18 protein-coding genes and 1 tRNA gene are annotated in these 17,699 nt (G+C 68.5%); 7 read left to right on the top strand and 12 right to left on the bottom strand.

Annotated elements, in window-relative coordinates; translation table 11 throughout:
- Positions 1–36 precede the first annotated feature (36 nt).
- Positions 37–1,302: a histidine kinase gene (locus tag LQZ85_RS01210; protein ID WP_056279894.1), complete on the top strand. Its 1,266-nt coding sequence runs from the start codon at positions 37–39 to the stop codon at positions 1,300–1,302.
- The gene (locus LQZ85_RS01215) at positions 1,299–1,991 is read left to right on the top strand and encodes a response regulator transcription factor (RefSeq protein WP_056279892.1); all 693 of its coding nucleotides are present in this window, start codon (positions 1,299–1,301) and stop codon (positions 1,989–1,991) included. Before LQZ85_RS01210 ends, LQZ85_RS01215 begins: the two co-directional genes overlap by 4 nt.
- 26 nt (positions 1,992–2,017) lie before the next feature.
- Here the strand turns inward: LQZ85_RS01215 and LQZ85_RS01220 are convergent, their stop codons facing one another.
- The 3 genes from LQZ85_RS01220 to LQZ85_RS01230 form a co-directional block, all read right to left on the bottom strand.
- Positions 2,018–2,971 (bottom strand): aldo/keto reductase, encoded by a 954-nt coding sequence (locus LQZ85_RS01220; RefSeq protein ID WP_056279890.1) that lies wholly within the window; start codon positions 2,969–2,971, stop codon positions 2,018–2,020.
- An 88-nt stretch (positions 2,972–3,059) separates the two neighbouring features.
- Positions 3,060–3,132, bottom strand: a tRNA-Thr gene (locus LQZ85_RS01225).
- Between the two features lie 41 nt (positions 3,133–3,173).
- A complete protein-coding gene (locus tag LQZ85_RS01230) occupies positions 3,174–4,142 on the bottom strand; it encodes a thioredoxin domain-containing protein (RefSeq protein ID WP_053097290.1) in 969 nt (322 codons plus the stop codon).
- Positions 4,143–4,371: 229 nt separating this feature from the next.
- On the opposite strand from LQZ85_RS01230, the gene ugpC reads away from it, so the two are divergent.
- Entirely contained in the window at positions 4,372–5,475 is a 1,104-nt protein-coding gene (gene ugpC / locus LQZ85_RS01235) for a sn-glycerol-3-phosphate ABC transporter ATP-binding protein UgpC (RefSeq protein WP_053097292.1), read from the top strand.
- Positions 5,476–5,556: 81 nt separating this feature from the next.
- The gene (locus LQZ85_RS01240; protein WP_053097294.1) at positions 5,557–6,861 is read left to right on the top strand and encodes a DUF4032 domain-containing protein; all 1,305 of its coding nucleotides are present in this window, start codon (positions 5,557–5,559) and stop codon (positions 6,859–6,861) included.
- 2 nt (positions 6,862–6,863) lie between these two features.
- On the opposite strand, the gene LQZ85_RS01245 is transcribed toward LQZ85_RS01240, so the two are convergent.
- The 6 genes from LQZ85_RS01245 to LQZ85_RS01270 form a co-directional block, all read right to left on the bottom strand.
- Complete coding sequence (locus LQZ85_RS01245; protein WP_056279889.1) at positions 6,864–7,505, bottom strand: NAD(P)H-binding protein; 642 nt, start codon at positions 7,503–7,505, stop codon at positions 6,864–6,866.
- A 10-nt stretch (positions 7,506–7,515) separates the two neighbouring features.
- A complete protein-coding gene (gene rlmB, locus LQZ85_RS01250; RefSeq protein ID WP_053097298.1) occupies positions 7,516–8,523 on the bottom strand; it encodes a 23S rRNA (guanosine(2251)-2'-O)-methyltransferase RlmB in 1,008 nt (335 codons plus the stop codon).
- Entirely contained in the window at positions 8,516–9,919 is a 1,404-nt protein-coding gene (gene cysS, locus LQZ85_RS01255; protein ID WP_056279887.1) for a cysteine--tRNA ligase, read from the bottom strand. The genes rlmB and cysS overlap by 8 nt, the downstream gene beginning before the upstream one ends.
- A 61-nt stretch (positions 9,920–9,980) precedes the next feature.
- Positions 9,981–10,571 (bottom strand): short chain dehydrogenase, encoded by a 591-nt coding sequence (locus tag LQZ85_RS01260; protein ID WP_230100377.1) that lies wholly within the window; start codon positions 10,569–10,571, stop codon positions 9,981–9,983.
- Positions 10,572–10,662: 91 nt separating this feature from the next.
- Positions 10,663–11,868, bottom strand: a complete 1,206-nt coding sequence (ispD, locus tag LQZ85_RS01265; protein ID WP_230100378.1) for a 2-C-methyl-D-erythritol 4-phosphate cytidylyltransferase — start codon at positions 11,866–11,868, stop codon at positions 10,663–10,665.
- Positions 11,869–11,935: 67 nt separating this feature from the next.
- Positions 11,936–12,418: a CarD family transcriptional regulator gene (locus tag LQZ85_RS01270; RefSeq protein ID WP_053097304.1), complete on the bottom strand. Its 483-nt coding sequence runs from the start codon at positions 12,416–12,418 to the stop codon at positions 11,936–11,938.
- Positions 12,419–12,554: 136 nt separating this feature from the next.
- On the opposite strand from LQZ85_RS01270, the gene LQZ85_RS01275 reads away from it, so the two are divergent.
- Positions 12,555–13,091, top strand: coding sequence for a hypothetical protein (locus tag LQZ85_RS01275; protein WP_053097306.1), 537 nt, complete (start codon positions 12,555–12,557; stop codon positions 13,089–13,091).
- Between the two features lie 91 nt (positions 13,092–13,182).
- Here LQZ85_RS01275 and LQZ85_RS01280 read toward each other — a convergent pair whose 3' ends face one another.
- Positions 13,183–13,866, bottom strand: a complete 684-nt coding sequence (locus LQZ85_RS01280; protein WP_053097307.1) for a response regulator transcription factor — start codon at positions 13,864–13,866, stop codon at positions 13,183–13,185.
- Positions 13,863–15,080, bottom strand: a complete 1,218-nt coding sequence (locus LQZ85_RS01285; protein ID WP_053097309.1) for an ATP-binding protein — start codon at positions 15,078–15,080, stop codon at positions 13,863–13,865. The genes LQZ85_RS01280 and LQZ85_RS01285 overlap by 4 nt, the downstream gene beginning before the upstream one ends.
- 221 nt (positions 15,081–15,301) lie before the next feature.
- On the opposite strand from LQZ85_RS01285, the gene phoU reads away from it, so the two are divergent.
- The gene (phoU, locus tag LQZ85_RS01290) at positions 15,302–16,000 is read left to right on the top strand and encodes a phosphate signaling complex protein PhoU (RefSeq protein ID WP_053097311.1); all 699 of its coding nucleotides are present in this window, start codon (positions 15,302–15,304) and stop codon (positions 15,998–16,000) included.
- A gap of 61 nt (positions 16,001–16,061) precedes the next feature.
- Here phoU and LQZ85_RS01295 read toward each other — a convergent pair whose 3' ends face one another.
- The gene (locus LQZ85_RS01295) at positions 16,062–16,811 is read right to left on the bottom strand and encodes a phosphoglyceromutase (RefSeq protein ID WP_053097313.1); all 750 of its coding nucleotides are present in this window, start codon (positions 16,809–16,811) and stop codon (positions 16,062–16,064) included.
- 60 nt (positions 16,812–16,871) lie between these two features.
- On the opposite strand from LQZ85_RS01295, the gene LQZ85_RS01300 reads away from it, so the two are divergent.
- Positions 16,872–17,696, top strand: coding sequence for a class I SAM-dependent methyltransferase (locus LQZ85_RS01300; protein ID WP_230100379.1), 825 nt, complete (start codon positions 16,872–16,874; stop codon positions 17,694–17,696).
- Positions 17,697–17,699 lie beyond the last annotated feature (3 nt).

The raw sequence follows: 17,699 nt of genomic DNA on the forward strand, positions 1-17,699 counted from the left end.
GAGCCGACCGATGACCGATCCGCGTAGAGTCGGCCGGTGACCACCCCGATCAGCCGCAGCACCTCAGTCCGCGAGGACGAGGGGCTGCGGCTGCCGCGTCCCCCCGGCGTCCTGCGCCGTTTCTGGGCGCGGCATCCGGTGGTCGCCGACGTCGTCATCACGATCCTGTGCCTGCTCCTCTCGCTCGTTCCCGCTGGTGCGATCACCCGCGATCTTCCGATGCCCCTCGCCATCGGCGTGGCGATCCTGGTCCCCGCCGCCGTGCTCGGCACGTGCGCGACTCTGCTCTGGCGGCGCAGGCACCCGCTGGTGCCGTTCGTGGCATCTTTCGCACTCGAAGCCCTGTTCCTCTTCGCGCTTCAGCCGATAGGCGCTCCTGTCCTGCTGGTCAGCTGCTACTCGCTCGCCGTGTACCGCTCGTCGCGGGCGGCGTGGACCGGCTTCGGCATCGCGATCGCATCGCTCGCGGCGCTCGCCGGTGCGCTCACCCTCACCGGCGTCATCACTCTGCAGATCGCCGCGAACGCCGTCGTGATGTCGCTGGTCCTCGGACTCATCGGCACTTTGATCGGTGTGAATGTCGGAGGACGCAAACGCTACCTGGCTGCGGTGATCGACCGCTCCCGCCAGCTGCTCGTGGAACGCGATCAGCAGGCCCAGCTGGCCGCAGCAGGCGAACGCGCCCGCATCGCCCGCGAGATGCACGACATCGTCTCGCACTCGCTCACGGTGATCGTCGCCCTGTCCGAGGGCGCAGCCGCGACACCGGATCCCGTGCAGGCGCGAACGGCGGCGTCCTCCGCCGCCGAGACGGCTCGCAGCGCGCTCACCGAGATGCGCGCGATGCTCGGAGTCCTCCGCGCCGATGATTCGCCACTCCCCCTGGCACCTCTCGAGCCGACGCCACCGCAGGAGACGGTCGCAGTGGCGCAGCGCGCCGGTTTTCCGGTGACGCTCTCCGTCACAGGCACCGCCTCGATCTCCACCGCTCTGTCGCATGCGCTCGGCCGCATCGTGCAGGAAGGCGTCACGAACGCCATGAGGCACGCGCCGATGGCGACGTCGATCGAGGTCAGGCTGATCTACGCCTCGGATTCGGTGATCGTCGAGATCCTCAACGACGGCGTCTCCGGCCCTGTCGGCACGACCGGGTTCGGCCTGCGCGGGCTCGTGGAACGTGCCGCGCATTCGGGCGGCACGATCACCTCTGAACCCGTCGAACGCGGTCGGTGGATGCTGCGCGCCGAGCTGCCTGTGTCGCCCGCCGATCCTGCTGACCTCGAACCGAAGGATGCACCATGACCGAGCCGATCAGGCTTCTCCTCGTCGACGACCAGGCTCTCATCCGCGTCGGCTTCCGGATGGTGCTCGACGCGGAGGCCGACATGGTCGTGGTCGGCGAGGCCGCGGACGGGCATGACGCGATCCTCCAGGCGTCCGGACTCCGTCCCGACCTCGTGCTGATGGACATCCGGATGCCGGGGCTCGACGGGATCGCGGCGACCGAGGCCATCGTCCGCGAGAATCCGGACACCCGTGTTCTGGTGCTCACGACGTTCGATCTCGACGAGTACGCCTTCGGCGCGATTCGCGCCGGCGCGAGCGGATTCCTCCTGAAGGACGCGCAGAGGCACGAGATGATCTCGGCGATCCGAGCCATCCACCGCGGTGACGCGGCCCTCTCACCGCGGGTCACGCGGATGCTGCTGGAGCATGTGACCCCGACGCTCGGCGCGACACCTGCAGCGTCCGCCACTGCGACCGAGGACCTGACGGCAGACCTCACCGACCGCGAGCGCGACGTCTTCGTCGAGATCGCGCGCGGCCTCACGAACGCGGAGATCGCTCAGGCGCTGTTCGTCAGCGAATCCACCGTGAAGACGCATGTCGGCAGGATCCTGTCGAAGCTGGGATCCCGCGACCGCATCCACCTGGTCATCCTGGCTCACAGGATGGGTCTGGTCGACGGCGGCCTGTCCTCGGGCTCTTAGCAAGGGCGGAGGACAGGCCGACAGCCTCAGGCCTTCGCCGGTGTCCACTCGGAGACGCGGTTCAGCGTCTCGATCTCGTCCTCGCGCAGTTCCAATCGCGCTCCGGCGAGAAGGTCAGGAACCTGCTCGACCGTCCGAGCACTCGCGATCGGGGCGGCGACCGTCGGCTGAGCACGCAGCCACGCCAACGAGGTCGCCGCGATCGAGGCGCCGTGGGCGTCGCCGATCTCCTCAAGAGCGTCGATGATGCGCAGCCCCGCCTCCGTCGCGTATTTGGCCGCACCGGAGGCGCGCGGCGAGGTCTGACCCTCGACGGCCGTCGAACGGTACTTGCCGGTGAGGAATCCGCTCGCGAGCGAGTAGTAGGGCACCAGGCTCAGACCGAACTCCTGCGCCACCGGGATGATCGTCTCCTCGACGTCGTTGCGGTGAACGAGGTTGTAGTGGGGCTGCACGGCGACGGGCGACGCCGATCCCGTGCGACGGGCGATCTCCACCCACTCACGGATGCGCTGCGCGGTGTAGTTCGACACCGCGACGTTGCGTACGAGGCCGTCTGAGACGAGCTCGCCGAATGCGGTGACCGTCTCCTCCAGCGGCACGGTCTCATCGTCGAAGTGCGCGTAGTAGAGATCGATGGCGTCGACGCCCAGTCGGGCGAGCGATGCCTCGGCGGCCCTGCGCACGTTCGACGCCGACAGCCCGGAGAACTCCGGGTGCTGGCTCACCTTGGTCGCCACGATGACGCCTTCGGGCTTGCGTGACGCGAGCCACTCACCGATGATCGTCTCGCTCTCGCCGCCCGAGTTGCCCGGCACCCACGAGCTGTACCCGTCTGCGGTGTCGATGAAATCGCCACCACCCGCCACGAAGGCGTCGAGCACGGCGAAGGAGGCATCACGGTCGGCCGTCCAGCCGAACACGTTGCCTCCGAGCGAGAGCGGGAAGACGTCTAGGTCACTGTTTCCGATACGAGTCATACCGGGGAGAACGTGTGCTCTGCTCGCACTATTTCCCGTGTGACGATCTGTGTCGTCGAGGGAGTCGCGGATGCGATCCGCTGGACGGTGCCGACTACAGGACTCGAACCTGCAACCCCCGTATTACAAGTACGGTGCGCTACCAATTGCGCCAAGTCGGCGGACACCACCCAGCTTAGCGATGGGCGGCGGGCACCACGAACTACGGCGCCGGGGTCTCCGAGGGTGCGGGCTCCGTGGTCTCGGTCGGCGCGGGAGTGGGAGTCTCGGTGGCGTAGTACGCGTCACTTGCGACCGTGAGCACGAACTGGGAGAACTCGCTCGGGTCGTCGAGGGCGCCGACGTAGGCCTCGCCGTTCACGACGATCATGGGCGCGGCAGTGAGCACGAGGTCGTCCGAACCGACGAGCGGGCCCTCCAGCGCACGGGACGTGGCTTCCTTCGCCCAGGTGACGTAGTCCTGATCCTCGATGCACGACCGGACGCTCTTGACGTTGTCCGAGCCGACCGCGCCGGCGATGTCGGCCAGCTGAGAATCGGAGAAGCCGTCGGTGTTCACCTCGGGCTGGTCATCGAGCAGGTCGTGGTTGAACGCGTAGAACTGTGCCGGCGAGTGCGTCGCGACACAGGCCGCGGCCGCCGCCGAACGCAGGGAGTACTTGGTGCCGTTCGAGCTCGCGGTGAGCAGTGCGACCGGGTGGTAGGTGACCGTCGCCGCACCCTCCGAGATCCAGTTGACGAGCTGGCGCGCGTTGGCGCGCTCGAATTCACCGGCATCCGGCGACAGGTAGTCGACGTAGATGTGGATGTCGACCGTGCTCGACGTGGTGGGCTCCGGGGTCGGCGTCGTCTCGCCACCCGCCTCGGTCTCCTCCGGGCTCGGAGGCGCGACCGTCTCGTCGGACATCGCGGACGCGCTGATGTCGGAGACGAGGATGCCGTCGTCGTTCATCCCGCCCGGGGTGAGCTGCGGCTTCGAGACCTGTGCGGAGACGGCGAGCGTGATCGCGGTGCCGATGGCGCCGACGGCGACGACGGCGATCGCCCCGAGGATGATTCGTCGCATCACGCGCGCCCTCGACTGCTGGGCATGCACCTTCTGTGCCTTCTCCCGCACGACCTCACGCGAATTGCGAGGGCTGGGGACGTTCGGCGTCTCGTCGCTCGACATCGTTCCTCTAGACAGTCTCAGGGGGGCAGGGTGGCCCCGGACGCCACTCGGGCGGCGAACGCCGCGTTAAGCGGCCGAGATCGATGTTAACCAGCCAGGCTGAGAAATACCCAGATGCACGGGCATCTGCCATACTGATCCCGACCCGATGAGGGGTCACGGCGGATCGCTCCGCCGCTCTATCACTACGGATCGTCCGGCACGTACCTGCCGGTGAAGGAGAAACACAATGGCATCTGTGACTTTCGACGAGGCCACCCGCCTCTACCCCGGCGGAACCCGCCCGGCTGTCGACAAGCTCAACCTCGAGGTCGCTGACGGCGAGTTCCTCGTTCTCGTCGGCCCGTCCGGCTGCGGAAAGTCCACCTCGCTGCGTATGCTCGCCGGCCTCGAAGAGGTCAACGCCGGCCGCATCCTCATCGGTGACCGCGACGTCACCGACGTGCCGCCGAAGGACCGCGACATCGCGATGGTGTTCCAGAACTACGCGCTGTACCCGCACATGACGGTCGCCGAGAACATGGGCTTCGCGCTCAAGATCGCCGGCGTCGGCAAGGAAGAGCGCGCCAGCCGCGTGCTCGAGGCCGCGAAGCTGCTCGACCTCGAGGAGTACCTGACCCGCAAGCCGAAGGCCCTCTCGGGTGGTCAGCGTCAGCGTGTCGCGATGGGTCGCGCGATCGTCCGTCAGCCCCAGGTCTTCCTCATGGACGAGCCGCTGTCGAACCTCGACGCCAAGCTCCGCGTCCAGACGCGCACGCAGATCGCGTCGCTGCAGCGCCGCCTCGGCGTCACCACGGTCTACGTCACGCACGACCAGACCGAGGCTCTGACCATGGGCGACCGCATCGCCGTGCTGAAGGACGGACTCCTCCAGCAGGTCGGTTCGCCGCGTGACCTGTACGAGAAGCCCGAGAACGTCTTCGTCGCCGGCTTCATCGGCTCGCCCGCGATGAACCTGTTCAGCGCAGACCTGGCAGACGGCGGCGTGCGCTTCGGCACCGAGGTCGTCCCGCTCGACCGCGACACCGTGGGCCGCGCCAACGGTTCGCAGGTCACCGTCGGCGTCCGCCCGGAGGACATCACCGTCGGCCCCGCCGACGGCAAGGGCCTCTCGGTCGTCGTCGACCTCGTCGAGGAGCTCGGCGCTGACGGTTACCTCTACGGTCACACCGAGATCAACGGCAAGCGCGCCGACCTGGTCGCACGTGTCGACGGTCGCAGCCACCCCAACGCCGGTGAGACCGTCACCCTCGCGGCGAACGCGGGCCACGTGCACGCGTTCGACATCGAGTCGGGCGTTCGTCTGAACGACAAGCCGATCGTCTCCGCCTGATCGGACCCACTGACGCGGCGCGGGCTGACTTCGGTCGCCCGCGCCGCTTCTTTCTTTTCCGCCCCGACCCACTGGAGAGACATGCAGGATGCGCTGCGGATCACGGCGAGCTCGATCGACCCGGCCCTGCTCGCCCTCCCCTGGTCGACCCCCCTCGGCAAGTGGCCGTCCGAGCAGATCGTGTCGCTTCCCAAGGGGCTGTCACGGCATCTGGTGCGCTTCGCCGACCTCTCGGGCAAGGTCGTCGCGGTCAAAGAGACGACCGATGAGATGGCGAGGCGCGAGTACGAGATGCTCGGCAACCTGGCCAGGCTCGATGTGCCCTGCGTCGACCGCGTCGCCGTGATCGCGGGGCGATCGGATGCCGCCGGCGAGCCGCTCCCCGCCGCGCTCGTCACCTCGCACCTGCGCTTCTCCATGCCGTATCGCGCCCTCTTCACCCGGGTGCTGCGCCCCGACACGGCGAATCGCCTGGTCGACGCCCTCGCGGTGCTCCTGGTGCGCTTGCACAACGTCGGCTTCTACTGGGGCGACGTCTCGCTCTCGAACACGCTCTTCCGCCGGGACGCCGGCGCTTTCGCGGCCTACCTCGTCGACGCCGAGACCGGTGAACTGCACGAGGAGGGGCTCACCGACGGGCAGCGCCTCTACGACCTCGACCTCGCCCGCACCAACATCGCCGGGGAGATCATGGACCTCGCGGCCGGCGGACGGCTCGAGCACGGCGTCGACGCGGTCGCGATCGCCGACGGCATCGTCTCGTCGTACCACTCGCTGTGGGCGGAGCTGACGGTGCAGGAGTCCTTCGCCGCGGCGGAGACCTGGCGCATCACGGAGCGCGTCGAACGCCTCAACGCCCTCGGATTCGACATCGACGAGATGTCGATGTCGACGACCTCCGACGGCACGGTCGTCGAGATCCAGCCGAAGGTGGTGGATGCCGGACACCACCAGCGCCGCCTGATCCGCCTCACGGGCCTGGACGTCGAGGAGAACCAGGCCCGCCGCCTGCTCAACGATCTCGACGAGTTCCGTGCCCGTTCGACCAAGCAGTGGGTCGACGAGGAGATGTACGCGCACGAATGGCTGACCCGCGTGTTCGAGCCCGTGGTGCGTGCGATCCCCTGGGAGCTGCGCGCCAAGCTCGAACCCGCAGAGGTGTTCCACCAGGTGCTCGAGCACCGGTGGTATCTCTCTCAGGCGCAGGGACGCTCAGTCCCGCTCGCCGAGGTCCTCACGAGCTATATCAACGAGGTGCTGCGCCACCGCCGCGACGAGGCGACCATCATGGGCCCGCCCACCGAGACGATGAGCCTGCCCGTCATCACAGGCACGCACTCCGTCGCCGATGACGACGACGAGGTCGACTGGCGCGACCTCGTCTGACGTCAGTACCCGACCGTGAAGCGTCCGCGACGGTGCGCCGGACGCTCGATCTCGTCGACCACCGCGACCGCGAAGTCCGCCCCCGAGATGAAGGACTTGCCCTCGGCGTCACGCACGAGCACATCTCCACCATCGCGATAGTGACCGGTGCGCTCACCCTCGGCCCAGGGTCCGAAGACCTCGGCCGGGTGGATGAAGAACCAGTCCAGCGACCGGTCCGTGCTCTGGAGCAGTGCGAGCGAGTCGATGCCGACCTGTGCCTCGTGCTTGTACTCCTCAGGGAAGTCGAGGTCGAAGAGGCGCGGGCCATGCGGGGCGACCAGGCTTCCACCGGCGCCGCCGACCACGCCGAGACGGGTGCTCGTATCGGCGAGCTCCGCGATGACGTTCGTCAGCGCCTCGAGCACGCGGTCCGCCATGTCGCCGCGCGGCGAGAGGGCCGAGACGACGGCATCCGCTCCGTCGAAGGCGTTCGCGAGCGACGAGGCGTCCAGCGCCGAGCCCTGCACGTACGAGGCGCCGTCGACAGCATCGGTCGGCGTGCTGCGTGAGATCGCGATCACGTCATGGCCGCGGCTCACCGCCTCGGACACGATGTGGCGTCCGGCGTAGCCGGTTCCTCCGAGCACGACGATCCGAGCCATGACTTCTCCCCTACTTCTTCGCGTTGCGGATGGACGACACCTGGTAGAGCGCGACCGAGGTCGCGATGCCGGCGTTGAGCGATTCGGTCACGGCCGAGATCGGGATCGACACGATCTGATCGCAGGTCTCGGCGACCAGACGCGAGAGGCCCTTGCCCTCTGAACCGGTCACGATCACGACGGGGCGGTCCGCCAGCTGGAGCTCGGGCAGCAGCACGTCGCCGTCGCCGTCGAGGCCGAGCACGAACACGCCCTGCTTCTTGAACTCCTTGAGCTGCGTGGTGAGGTTGGTCGCCAGTGCGACCGGCACGCGTGCCGCAGCACCGGCACTCGTCTTCCAGGCTGCCGAGTTCACACCGGCCGAACGACGCTGCGGCAGGATGATGCCGTGTCCGCCGAACGCACCGGTCGAGCGGATGATCGCGCCGAGGTTGCGGGGGTCGGTGATGCCGTCGAGGGCGACGAACAGCGGGACCTCGCCCTTGTCGATGACGGCCTCGAGGAGGTCCTGCGGGTGCGCGTACTCGTACGGCGGCACCTTGACGGCGACGCCCTGGTGGACTCCGTCGAAGCCGGCCATGCGGTCGAGCTCCTGACGCGTGACCTCGAGCACCGGGATTCCGCGGTGGGTGGCGATCGACAGCATCTCCTTGACGCGGTCGTCCATCTCGACGCGCTGCGCGATGTAGAACGCCGACGCGGGGATCTTCGCCCGGAGAGCCTCGAGCACCGAGTTGCGGCCGGTGACGACCTCGACCTCAGTGGTGTTGTCCTTCGCGCGGGCCGAGCGGTTCGGGTTGCCGCCGGACGTCTGACGCTGCCCCGGCTTGCCCTTTCCGCCCGATGCCGCATAGCGCTCGGCCGCGGCCTTGCGCTTGCCGGCCGGGTGCCAGGCGCGGTCCTCCGCCTTCGGGGTCGGTCCGCGTCCCTCGAGGGACTTGCGTCCGAGTCCGCCGGTGCCCTTGGTCGGGCCCTTCTTCTTGCCGTTGCTTGCGCCGGGGCGCTGTGGCTTAGCCATCGATACTCCAATGAGTTCCGGCCGGAGAGTCCTCCAGCGTGATTCCTGCCGCGGCGATCGCATCACGGATGCGATCGGCCGCCGCCCAGTCCTTGTCAGCGCGCGCCTGCGCGCGCTGGGTGATCATCGTCTGCACGAGCGCGTCGAGAGCAGAGGCCTGCGCATCGCCCGTCGACGCGACACCCACGCGCTCGAATCCGAGGACGTCGAGCATCGCGAGCACCTCGCTCCTCGCCGTCCCGGCGCCGTCGGCATCACCGGCGTCGAGCGCCGCATTGCCCGCGCGCACGGTGTCGTGCAGGACTCCGAGCGCCTGCGGGATGCCGAGGTCGTCATCCATCGCGGTGGCGAACGCCTCGGGCAGCGACGTGCGCTCCCCCCAGCCGAAGGTCTTCGGAAGCATTCGCTCTGCGCGCTCGACGAACGTGCGGATGCGGCCGAGTGCCGCCTCTGCCTCGGTCCACGACGACTCCGAGAGGTCGAGGCTCGAGCGATAGTGCGCGGCGGCGAGTGCGTAGCGCACCACCTGCGGATCCCGCTCCGAGAGCACGTCGCTCGCCAGGGTGAAGTTGCCCAGAGACTTCGACATCTTCTGCCCGCCGACCGTCACGAGGCCGTTGTGCACCCAGTAGCGTGCGAAGCCGTCTCCGGCGGCGGTCGACTGGGCGAGCTCGTTCTCATGATGGGGGAAGCGCAGGTCGAGGCCTCCGCCGTGGATGTCGAACTCGGATCCGAGGTAGCGCTTGGACATCGCCGAGCATTCGATGTGCCAGCCAGGGCGACCTGCGCCCCAGGGCGACTGCCACACGGCATCCGCCTGCTCGTCGGGCTTGGCACCCTTCCACAGCGCGAAGTCCTGCGGGTTGCGCTTGCCGCGAGGGTCGGCATCCTCCGCCGCCTCCATCGCGTCGACGGACTGGTTCGTCAGCGACCCGTACTCCGTCCACGAGCGGACGTCGAAGTAGACGTCGCCGGAACCGTCCGGTGCAGGGTACGCGTGGCCGCGCTCGATGAGGATCGCGATCAGCTCCTGCATCTGCGGGACGGACGCCGTCGCGCGCGGCTCATAAGTCGGGGACAGGATGCCGATGCCGGCATACGCTGCGGTGAACTCCTGCTCCATGCGGTATGCGAGCGCCCACCACGGCTCGACGTCCGTCGCGTTGACGAGCACCTTGTCGTCGATGTCGGTGACGTTGCGCACGAACGTGACGCGGCCGTAGCGGTGAGTCAGCCAGCGCCGCAGGAGGTCGAAGCTCAGCGCCGCTCGGACGTGACCGATGTGAGGGCCGGACTGCACGGTGGCTCCACAGACGTACATCGTGATGTTCTCGGGATCGAGAGGCACGAAGTCGCGCAGCTGCTGTGCGCGGGTGTCGTAGAGGCGGAGAGTCACCGCACAAGCTTACCGGGCGGCGCAATCCGAAGACTGGGTGTGACCCCGGCCCTGCCGCCGCTCAGTCGACCGGGTAGACCTGCCCGGTCTGCACGCCGAGCACGCTCTTCGCGAAGGCCTGCCCCACGCGGTGCGACGACACGGGCACGAAGCCGGGGAACGACGAGTGATACGACGGCGCATCCGCGAGCACCGACGGGCTCACGGCGTTGATGCGGATGCCGCGGGGCAGCTCGGTCGCCGCGGCGACGACGAAGGACTCGATGGCTCCGTTCGCGAGCGACGCCGCGGCGCCGGTGGCGATCGGCTCGCGCGAGAGGATGCCGGAGGTCAGCGTGATCGAGCCGCCGTCGCGCACATACGACGTGCCGATGCGCACGACGTCGAGCTTCGACAGCACCTTGCCACGGAAAGCCGCTTCGTAGTCGCTCCGGCTCAGCTCGTCGAGCGAGCGGAAGGGCACCTCTCCCACGGCGACGATCACGGCATCGATCTGTCCGACCGAGGCGAAGAGGTGCTCCACCGACGCCGAGTCGGTGACATCGACGGACGGCTCGCTGCTGCGCGACGCCGAGATGACCTCGTGTCCGGCCAACGCGTCGACGGCCGTGCGGCCGACCTGTCCACTGGCTCCGATGACCAGGATCCTCATGCTGCCTCCTCCGGATCGCGCGACGATCGCACGACGTTCTCCGACAACGAGCGCGGATGCTGAGACATTCCCGCGCAATCCGCGACGCCTGTCAGACCGCATGCACCATCGCGACTGCCGTCACCGCGATCCCCTCGCCTCGCCCGGGAAACCCGAGTCCGTCGGTCGTGGTCGCCGTGACGGAGACCGGCGCGCCACCGAGCGCGGTGGACAGGACCTGCTCCGCCTCCGCGCGTCGCGTGCTGAAGCGCGGTCGATTGCCCTGGAACTGCGCCGAGACGTTGCCGATCGCGAAACCGGCCTCGGTGAGGATCTCCCGGGTGCGGGCGAGGAAGACGTCCGCGTGTGCGCCGGCGTACTCGGGGTGTGCGGTGCCGAAGTGCTCGCCGATGTCTCCGAGCCCTGCTGCGCCGAGCAGCGCGTCCACGATCGCGTGAGCGACGGCATCGCCGTCGGAGTGCCCGGAGAGCGCCGGCTCCCCCGGCCACTGCAGGCCGGCGAGCCACAGGTTCCCGTCTCCACCGAATGCATGCACGTCGGTGCCGAGGCCGACCCGGGGCCCCGTCCACGTCGGGGCGAGCTCGGGTGCCGGAACGGCGACAGCCGCCAGCAGCTGGCGGGCGCGCTCGAGGTCGGCGGGCGTGGTGATCTTGAATCCGCTGGGTGAACCCGGGATCTGACGCACGAGGTGTCCGGCAGCGGCGAACAGCGCCGCATCATCGGTGTACTCGACGTCCGAGCCGCTCGCAGCATCGTAGGCGGCCTCGAGCAAGGCTCGCGGAAACCCCTGCGGCGTCTGCGCTGCCGCGAGCTCGGAGCGATCCACCGGCGCGATGACCGCGTCTCCGTCGACCCGCTTGAGCGTGTCGACGACGGGGAGCGTCGGGATGACCCCTGTCTCGCCGTCGATCGCCCGGGCCACGGCGTCGATCACTTCCGGCGGGGTCAGCGCGCGCGCCGCGTCATGCACGAGAACTCGCGTGATGTCTCCCCACAGGGCCTTCAGACCGGCGGCGACCGACTGCTGCCTGGTCTCTCCGCCCGTCACGACCCTGCCGAGGTCGACGCGATCGCCGGCCGCAGCACGCACCTCGGTCTCCGCGTCGCCCTCGAACCCTGCGGGGGCGACCACGATGACCTGCGCGGGCGCCGCCGCGAAGACGCCGTCGAGCGCGTGGCGGAGGATCGAATGGCTGTCGATGCCGACGAACGCCTTGGGCGCTCCGGCATCCAGTCGCGTGCCGGAGCCGGCGGCGACGACGATGATCGCGGTGTCAGGGACGGGAAGCATGCTCACCAGGTTCACGTTACCGGCGCGCACGAAAAAAGGCGGATGCCGAAGCACCCGCCTTGTCTCGATCCGCTCAGGAAGCGAGGACCTCGTCGAGCAGCGCGCTCGCCTTGTCCTCGTCGGTCTTCTCCGCCAGAGCCAGCTCCGAGATGAGGATCTGACGAGCCTTCGCAAGCATCCGCTTCTCACCGGCCGACAGACCGCGGTCCTGATCCCGACGCCACAGGTCGCGGACGACCTCGCTCACCTTGATCACGTCGCCGGAGGCGAGCTTCTCGAGGTTCGCCTTGTAACGACGAGACCAGTTCGTGGGCTCTTCGGTGAACGGAGCGCGGAGCACCTCGAACACGTTGTCGAGCCCCTCCCGGCCGATGACATCGCGGACCCCGACCAGATCGACGTTCTCCGCAGGCACCTCGATGATGAGGTCCCCCTGGGTCACGTTGAGCTTCAGGTATTTCTTCGCCTCACCCTTGATGATGCGCTCCTTGACCTCGATGATGGTCGCAGCGCCATGGTGCGGATAGACGACAGTTTCGCCAACCTCAAAAAGCATAAAAACTTGTCCTTTCGGCAACCTCAAGGATACCACAGGGGACATGCGCTAAGGTTCGCGCCGCCGCGTCCTCGGGCGGTGCCCCGCATGCGCATAGAATGGGACGCGGATATCCCGTCGTACCTCAGGAGGACCCGTGAAATCGCGCCTTGTTGCGTCTGCCGCCATCAGCGCCCTCGTTCTTCTGGGCGCGACGGGCTGCACGTTCATCTCGCCGCAGGCGACGACGATCGAATACTCCGCCTCCGACGGCGTCAACGTCTCGGACTCCGACGGTCCCATCGACGTGCGCAATGCCTTCATCGTCGCGAACGAAGACGGATCGGTCGGCAACTTCATCGGCGCCGTGGTCAACCCGACCGCCGACAAGGCGACGCTCACGATGACCGTGTCGGGCTCCGATGAGCCGTTCACCGTCTCCGTGCCCGCGGGCAAGACCGTCAGCTTCGGTGCCGACGAGGAACCGCTGCGCATCGACGGACTCGACACCATGCCCGGCGCGACCATCGAGATCCACTTCCAGTCGGGCGACGGTGCCGGCACGAAGACTCAGGTTCCCGTTCTCGACGGCACTCTGCCGTACTACGCCGACCTCGTGCCCACGGAGCAGAAGTCGACACCGACGCCCGAGCCGGCCCCCACGGACACGGCTGCCCCCGCTCCGGCGGAGTGAGCCGGCGCATACGCTGACGAAGAGGCCGACACCCTGCGGGGTGCCGGCCTCTTCTCCGTCATGGGGACGGGCGTGCCGTCCGACGACTGCGTCAGCCCTCGAAGCGGTACCCGAGACCGCGAACCGTGACGAGCATGACGGGCTCCCCCGGGTTCTCCTCGATGCGGGAGCGGATCCGCTTGATGTGCACGTCGAGCGTCTTCGTGTCTCCGAAGTAGTCGCTCCCCCACACGCGGTCGATCAGCTGACCGCGCGTGAGCACTCGACCCGAATTGCGCATCAGCACCTCGAGGAGCTCGAATTCCTTCAGAGGCATGTTGATCTGCTGTCCGGCGACCGAGACGGTGTGGCGATCGATGTCGAGCGAGACGCGTCCCCCGTCGAGCACGCGCTCGTCGAGCTCGCTGTCGGCCTGCACCACGCGACGAAGGACCGCGCGCATCCGGGCGAGCAGCTCGCGGGACGAGTACGGCTTTGTGACGTAGTCGTCGGCGCCGAGCTCGAGTCCGACGACGATGTCCACCTCCGAGTCCTTGGCCGTGACCATGATGATCGGCACCGCCGAGGTCGAGCGGATCTGCCGGCACACCTCGGTGCCCGGCATGCCAGGCAGCATCAGGTCGAGGAGCACGACGTCGGCGCCGCGCTCGCGGAAGGCGGCCAGCGCCCCTGGACCGTCCTCGGCGATCTCGACCTCGTACCCCTCTCGGCGCAGGAGGTAGGCGAGCGGGTCGGCGAGGTCGGGCTCGTCTTCGACGAGAAGGATGCGGGTCATGCGTTCTCTCCGTTTCGGACGCGAGCAGCGGCCTTGGCCGCTTTGCGCTCGCGCTTCTTCTTGTTCTTCTGGTCCTTGTCGATGCTCGGGGGAGCGTCGATCCTCGGAAGCCTGATGGTGAAGGTCGAGCCTCGTCCGGGGCGCGACCAGAGGCGTACTTCGCCGCCGTGGCGCTGTGTCGCATGCTTGACGATCGAGAGTCCGAGCCCCGTTCCGCCGGTGCGGCGGGACCGCGCCTCGTCCGCCCGGTAGAAGCGCTCGAAGATCCGCTCCCGATCCGCCTCCGCGATCCCGATGCCCTGGTCCGAGACCGCCACTTCGACCACCCCTTCATCGGCCTTCACACCGATGCCGACGCGCGATCCCTTCGGGGAGTAGACGATCGCGTTGGCGATGAGGTTGCCGAAGGCCTCGATGAGGATCTGCGAGTCGCCGCGCACCCAGACTCCGCGATCGCCACCGCGGGCGAGTTCGACCCCGGCGGAGTCGGCCTGCACCACGTGCGCCTCGAGCGCGGTGGCGAGAACCTCGTCGATCGAGACGGGCCGCACATCGGACAGCGCATCGTCGGTCTGCAGTCTCGAGAGACTCATGATCCGACCGGTCAGCTGACCGAGACGTGCGGCTTCGGCCGAGATCCGGGTGGCGAAGTGGCGCACCTGAGCAGGGTCGTCGGCCGCCGATTCGATCGCCTCGGCGAGCAGAGTGACGGCTCCCACAGGGGTCTTGAGTTCGTGGCTGGTGTTCGCCACGAAGTCTCGGCGCATCTGATCGAGGCGCTCCTGCTCCGTGACGTCGCGGATGATCAGCAGCGTCATGCGCGGACTGATGGCGCTCGCCCGAGCCGACACGAGCCGTGGATCGAGGCTGAGCCCGCCGCGCGTGATGCGCAGCGACTCGGTCGCCGAACTGCCCTCGATGCGTCCGCCACGCACGAGCTGACGCAGCTCGGGGTTCTCCAGGGGTGCGCCCACCTCGATGCCGAACCTGGTCGCCGCCTTCGAGACGGCGAGCACGAGTCCGGAGGAGTCGACCACGCATGCCGCATCGTCCATGCTGCCGAGCACGGCGGTCACACCGTCCGGGACCACGAGCGAGGTCTCATCGGCCACGCGCGCCCGCGCACGGTATGCCCAGGCCACGAGAAGGGAGAGGCCGACGCCGATCACGAGGCCGACGGCCAACGCGAGCAGCGCGATCTGCGGCAAGGTCATAACCCCAGCGTAGAGTGCGTTCACCCGCGGATCGGCGGGTTCGCGCGCCCCTGAGCCACGGCGAGAAGTACTATTCACGTGCTGGGCACCGTTCGTTAACCTTCGGAGCAGACAATCGCTTTCGGGCCTGTGCGGGAGCGCTGTGCTCTCCTCTCGTGCGAGCGGCCCGGCCGTCTCGCGTTGACACCACAGCCGAGACCCGAACGAAAGGTTGCGCCGACATGCGCGAAGTCTTCCATCAGTCCCTCGAGGACCTGCAGTCCCAGCTCGTGGAGATCGCCGACCTCGTCACGGTCTCCATCGACAAGGCCACCCGCTCCTTCGCCACGAGCGATGTCGAGCTGGCCGAAGAGGTCATCGCCGATGACGCCAAGATCGATGCGCTGGCCGTGGCGCTCGACGAGCAGGCCATCGAGATCCTGGCCCGCCAGCAGCCGGTCGCGCGCGACCTGCGCGTCGTCGTCACCGCGCTGCGCGTGAGCGCCTCGCTCGAGCGCATGGGCGACATGTCCGAGCACATCGCCCAGCTCGCACGCCTGCGCTTCCCCGAGCGCGCGATCCCGAAGGGCCTCAAGGGCACCTTCACGAAGATGGGCGAGCTGGACGTCGAGATCTCGCGCACGCTCTCCGAGCTGCTGCGAACCCAGGACCTGAAGCTGGCCGACACCATCCGCAACACCGACGACGACATCGACGAGCTGCACGCCAGCGTCTTCGAGAAGGTGCTCAGCGACAACTGGAAGGGCGAGGCCACGGCGACGGTCGACGCGACGCTCGCCAGCCGCTACCACGAGCGCTTCGCAGACCACGCGGTCGCGGTCGCCAAGAAGGTCATCTACCTGGCGACCGGCGACTGGCGCATCGAGGAGGAGGACATCGCCCTCGCGGTCGAGCAGCAGCAGGAGCTCGGCCACGCCTGAGCGCCGATGACACGACGAAGGGGGCGGATGCTGTCAGCATCCGCCCCCTTCGTCTGCGGTGTTACTTCTTGCCCTGCGCTGCCACGGCGGCAGCACCGGCGGCGGCAGCCTCGGGGTCGAGGTAGCGGCCGGGACCGGTGGGGACGTTGTTCTCGTCGAGCTCGTACACGAGCGGGATACCGGTGGGGATGTTCAGCTCGGCGATGTCATCGTCGCTGATGCCCTCGAGGTGCTTCACGAGGCCGCGCAGCGAGTTGCCGTGCGCGGTGACGAGGACCGTCTTGCCTGCTTCGAGGTCGGGGACGATCGCGTCGTCCCAGTACGGCAGCAGGCGATCGATGACGAGCTTCAGCGACTCCGTCCGCGGCACCTCGCCGTCGATGCCGGCGTAGCGCACGTCATTCACCTGGCTGAACTCGCTGTCGTCGTCGAGCACGGGCGGCGGCACGTCGAACGAACGGCGCCACAGCTGGAACTGCTCCGGACCGAACTCCTCGAGCGTCTGCGCCTTGTCCTTGCCCTGCAGAGCGCCGTAGTGACGCTCGTTGAGGCGCCACGAGCGCGTGACCGGGATCCACAGGCGGTCGGCCGCGTCGAGCGCGATGTTCGCGGTCTGGATCGCACGGCTGAGCAGCGAGGTGTGCAGCACGTCGGGCAGGATGCCCGCCTCGGCCAGGAGCTCGCCGCCTCGGCGGGCCTCGTTCCGGCCCTGCTCGTTCAGGCGGACGTCCACCCATCCGGTGAAGAGGTTCAGTTCGTTCCACTCGCTCCGGCCGTGACGGAGCAGGATCAGGGTGCGCTTCGAAGTCATGGCCCCAGTTTATCGGCGCAGCCGGACGCGTACACGCCCATGCCCTGCGAGGATTGACGCATGGCGTCATCTCCCCTCGGTCGGCCGACCCGCGGCACCACCGGGACGAACAGGCTGCGCCGCAACGACCGCTGGATCGCGGTGAGCCCCGCGTTCCGCCGCGCCGTGGATCCGCTCGTCATCGACCTCGGCTACGGCGCCAGCGGGGTGACCGCCTTCGAGCTCGCAACCCGACTGCAGCGCGTGCGAGCGGATGCCGAGGTGCGCGGCCTCGAGATCGATCCGGTCAGAGTCGCGACCGCGACTCAGCAGCTGGTCGAGGTGCAGGCAGGGAACACCGCCTTCTCGCCCGATCTGCGCGTCTCCTTCGCCCGCGGTGGATTCGAGGTGCCTCTGCCTGCCGGGCGGCGCCCCGCGGTGATCCGCGCGATGAACGTGCTCCGCCAGTACGACGAGTCCGATGTCGCCGCGGCCTGGAGCACGATGGCCGGGCGCCTCGCTCCCGAGGGCCTGCTCGTCGAGGGCACCTGCGACGAGATCGGTCGGGTGTCGAGCTGGGTCGACGTCGACCCGACCGGATCGCCGCTCCGGTTCACGATCTCGCTGCGTCTCGCGGATCTCGAGCATCCGAGCATCGTCGCGGAGCGGCTGCCGAAAGCGCTGATCCACCGCAACGTGCCCGGCGAGCGCGTGCACGCCCTGCTCGTCGACCTCGATCGCGAGTGGAGCCGTGCGGCGCCGTTGTCGGCCTTCGGAGCGACGCAGAGATTCCTGGGCGCGGTCGCCGCTCTGCGCGATCAGGGCTGGCCCGTGCTCGGCGTCAAGAGCCGGTGGCGACTCGGTGAGCTCACGCTCCCCTGGGATGCGGTCGCGCCGCTCCCCTGAAGG

It is taken from the genome of Microbacterium sp. Bi98, from assembly GCF_918698045.1.
In the GTDB taxonomy this organism is placed as follows: domain Bacteria; phylum Actinomycetota; class Actinomycetes; order Actinomycetales; family Microbacteriaceae; genus Microbacterium.

Coding starts and splice junctions, on each gene's coding strand:
- LQZ85_RS01260 (WP_230100377.1), bottom strand. CDS start 10,571: ATGAGGATCCTGGTCATCGGAGCCAGTGGACAGGTCGGCCGCACGGCC.
- LQZ85_RS01300 (WP_230100379.1), top strand. CDS start 16,872: ATGGCGTCATCTCCCCTCGGTCGGCCGACCCGCGGCACCACCGGGACG.
- LQZ85_RS01280 (WP_053097307.1), bottom strand. CDS start 13,866: ATGACCCGCATCCTTCTCGTCGAAGACGAGCCCGACCTCGCCGACCCG.
- LQZ85_RS01270 (WP_053097304.1), bottom strand. CDS start 12,418: ATGCTTTTTGAGGTTGGCGAAACTGTCGTCTATCCGCACCATGGCGCT.
- LQZ85_RS01230 (WP_053097290.1), bottom strand. CDS start 4,142: ATGTCGAGCGACGAGACGCCGAACGTCCCCAGCCCTCGCAATTCGCGT.
- LQZ85_RS01285 (WP_053097309.1), bottom strand. CDS start 15,080: ATGACCTTGCCGCAGATCGCGCTGCTCGCGTTGGCCGTCGGCCTCGTG.
- LQZ85_RS01295 (WP_053097313.1), bottom strand. CDS start 16,811: ATGACTTCGAAGCGCACCCTGATCCTGCTCCGTCACGGCCGGAGCGAG.
- LQZ85_RS01245 (WP_056279889.1), bottom strand. CDS start 7,505: ATGGCTCGGATCGTCGTGCTCGGAGGAACCGGCTACGCCGGACGCCAC.
- LQZ85_RS01220 (WP_056279890.1), bottom strand. CDS start 2,971: ATGACTCGTATCGGAAACAGTGACCTAGACGTCTTCCCGCTCTCGCTC.
- rlmB (WP_053097298.1), bottom strand. CDS start 8,523: ATGGCTAAGCCACAGCGCCCCGGCGCAAGCAACGGCAAGAAGAAGGGC.
- LQZ85_RS01215 (WP_056279892.1), top strand. CDS start 1,299: ATGACCGAGCCGATCAGGCTTCTCCTCGTCGACGACCAGGCTCTCATC.
- ugpC (WP_053097292.1), top strand. CDS start 4,372: ATGGCATCTGTGACTTTCGACGAGGCCACCCGCCTCTACCCCGGCGGA.
- phoU (WP_053097311.1), top strand. CDS start 15,302: ATGCGCGAAGTCTTCCATCAGTCCCTCGAGGACCTGCAGTCCCAGCTC.
- LQZ85_RS01240 (WP_053097294.1), top strand. CDS start 5,557: ATGCAGGATGCGCTGCGGATCACGGCGAGCTCGATCGACCCGGCCCTG.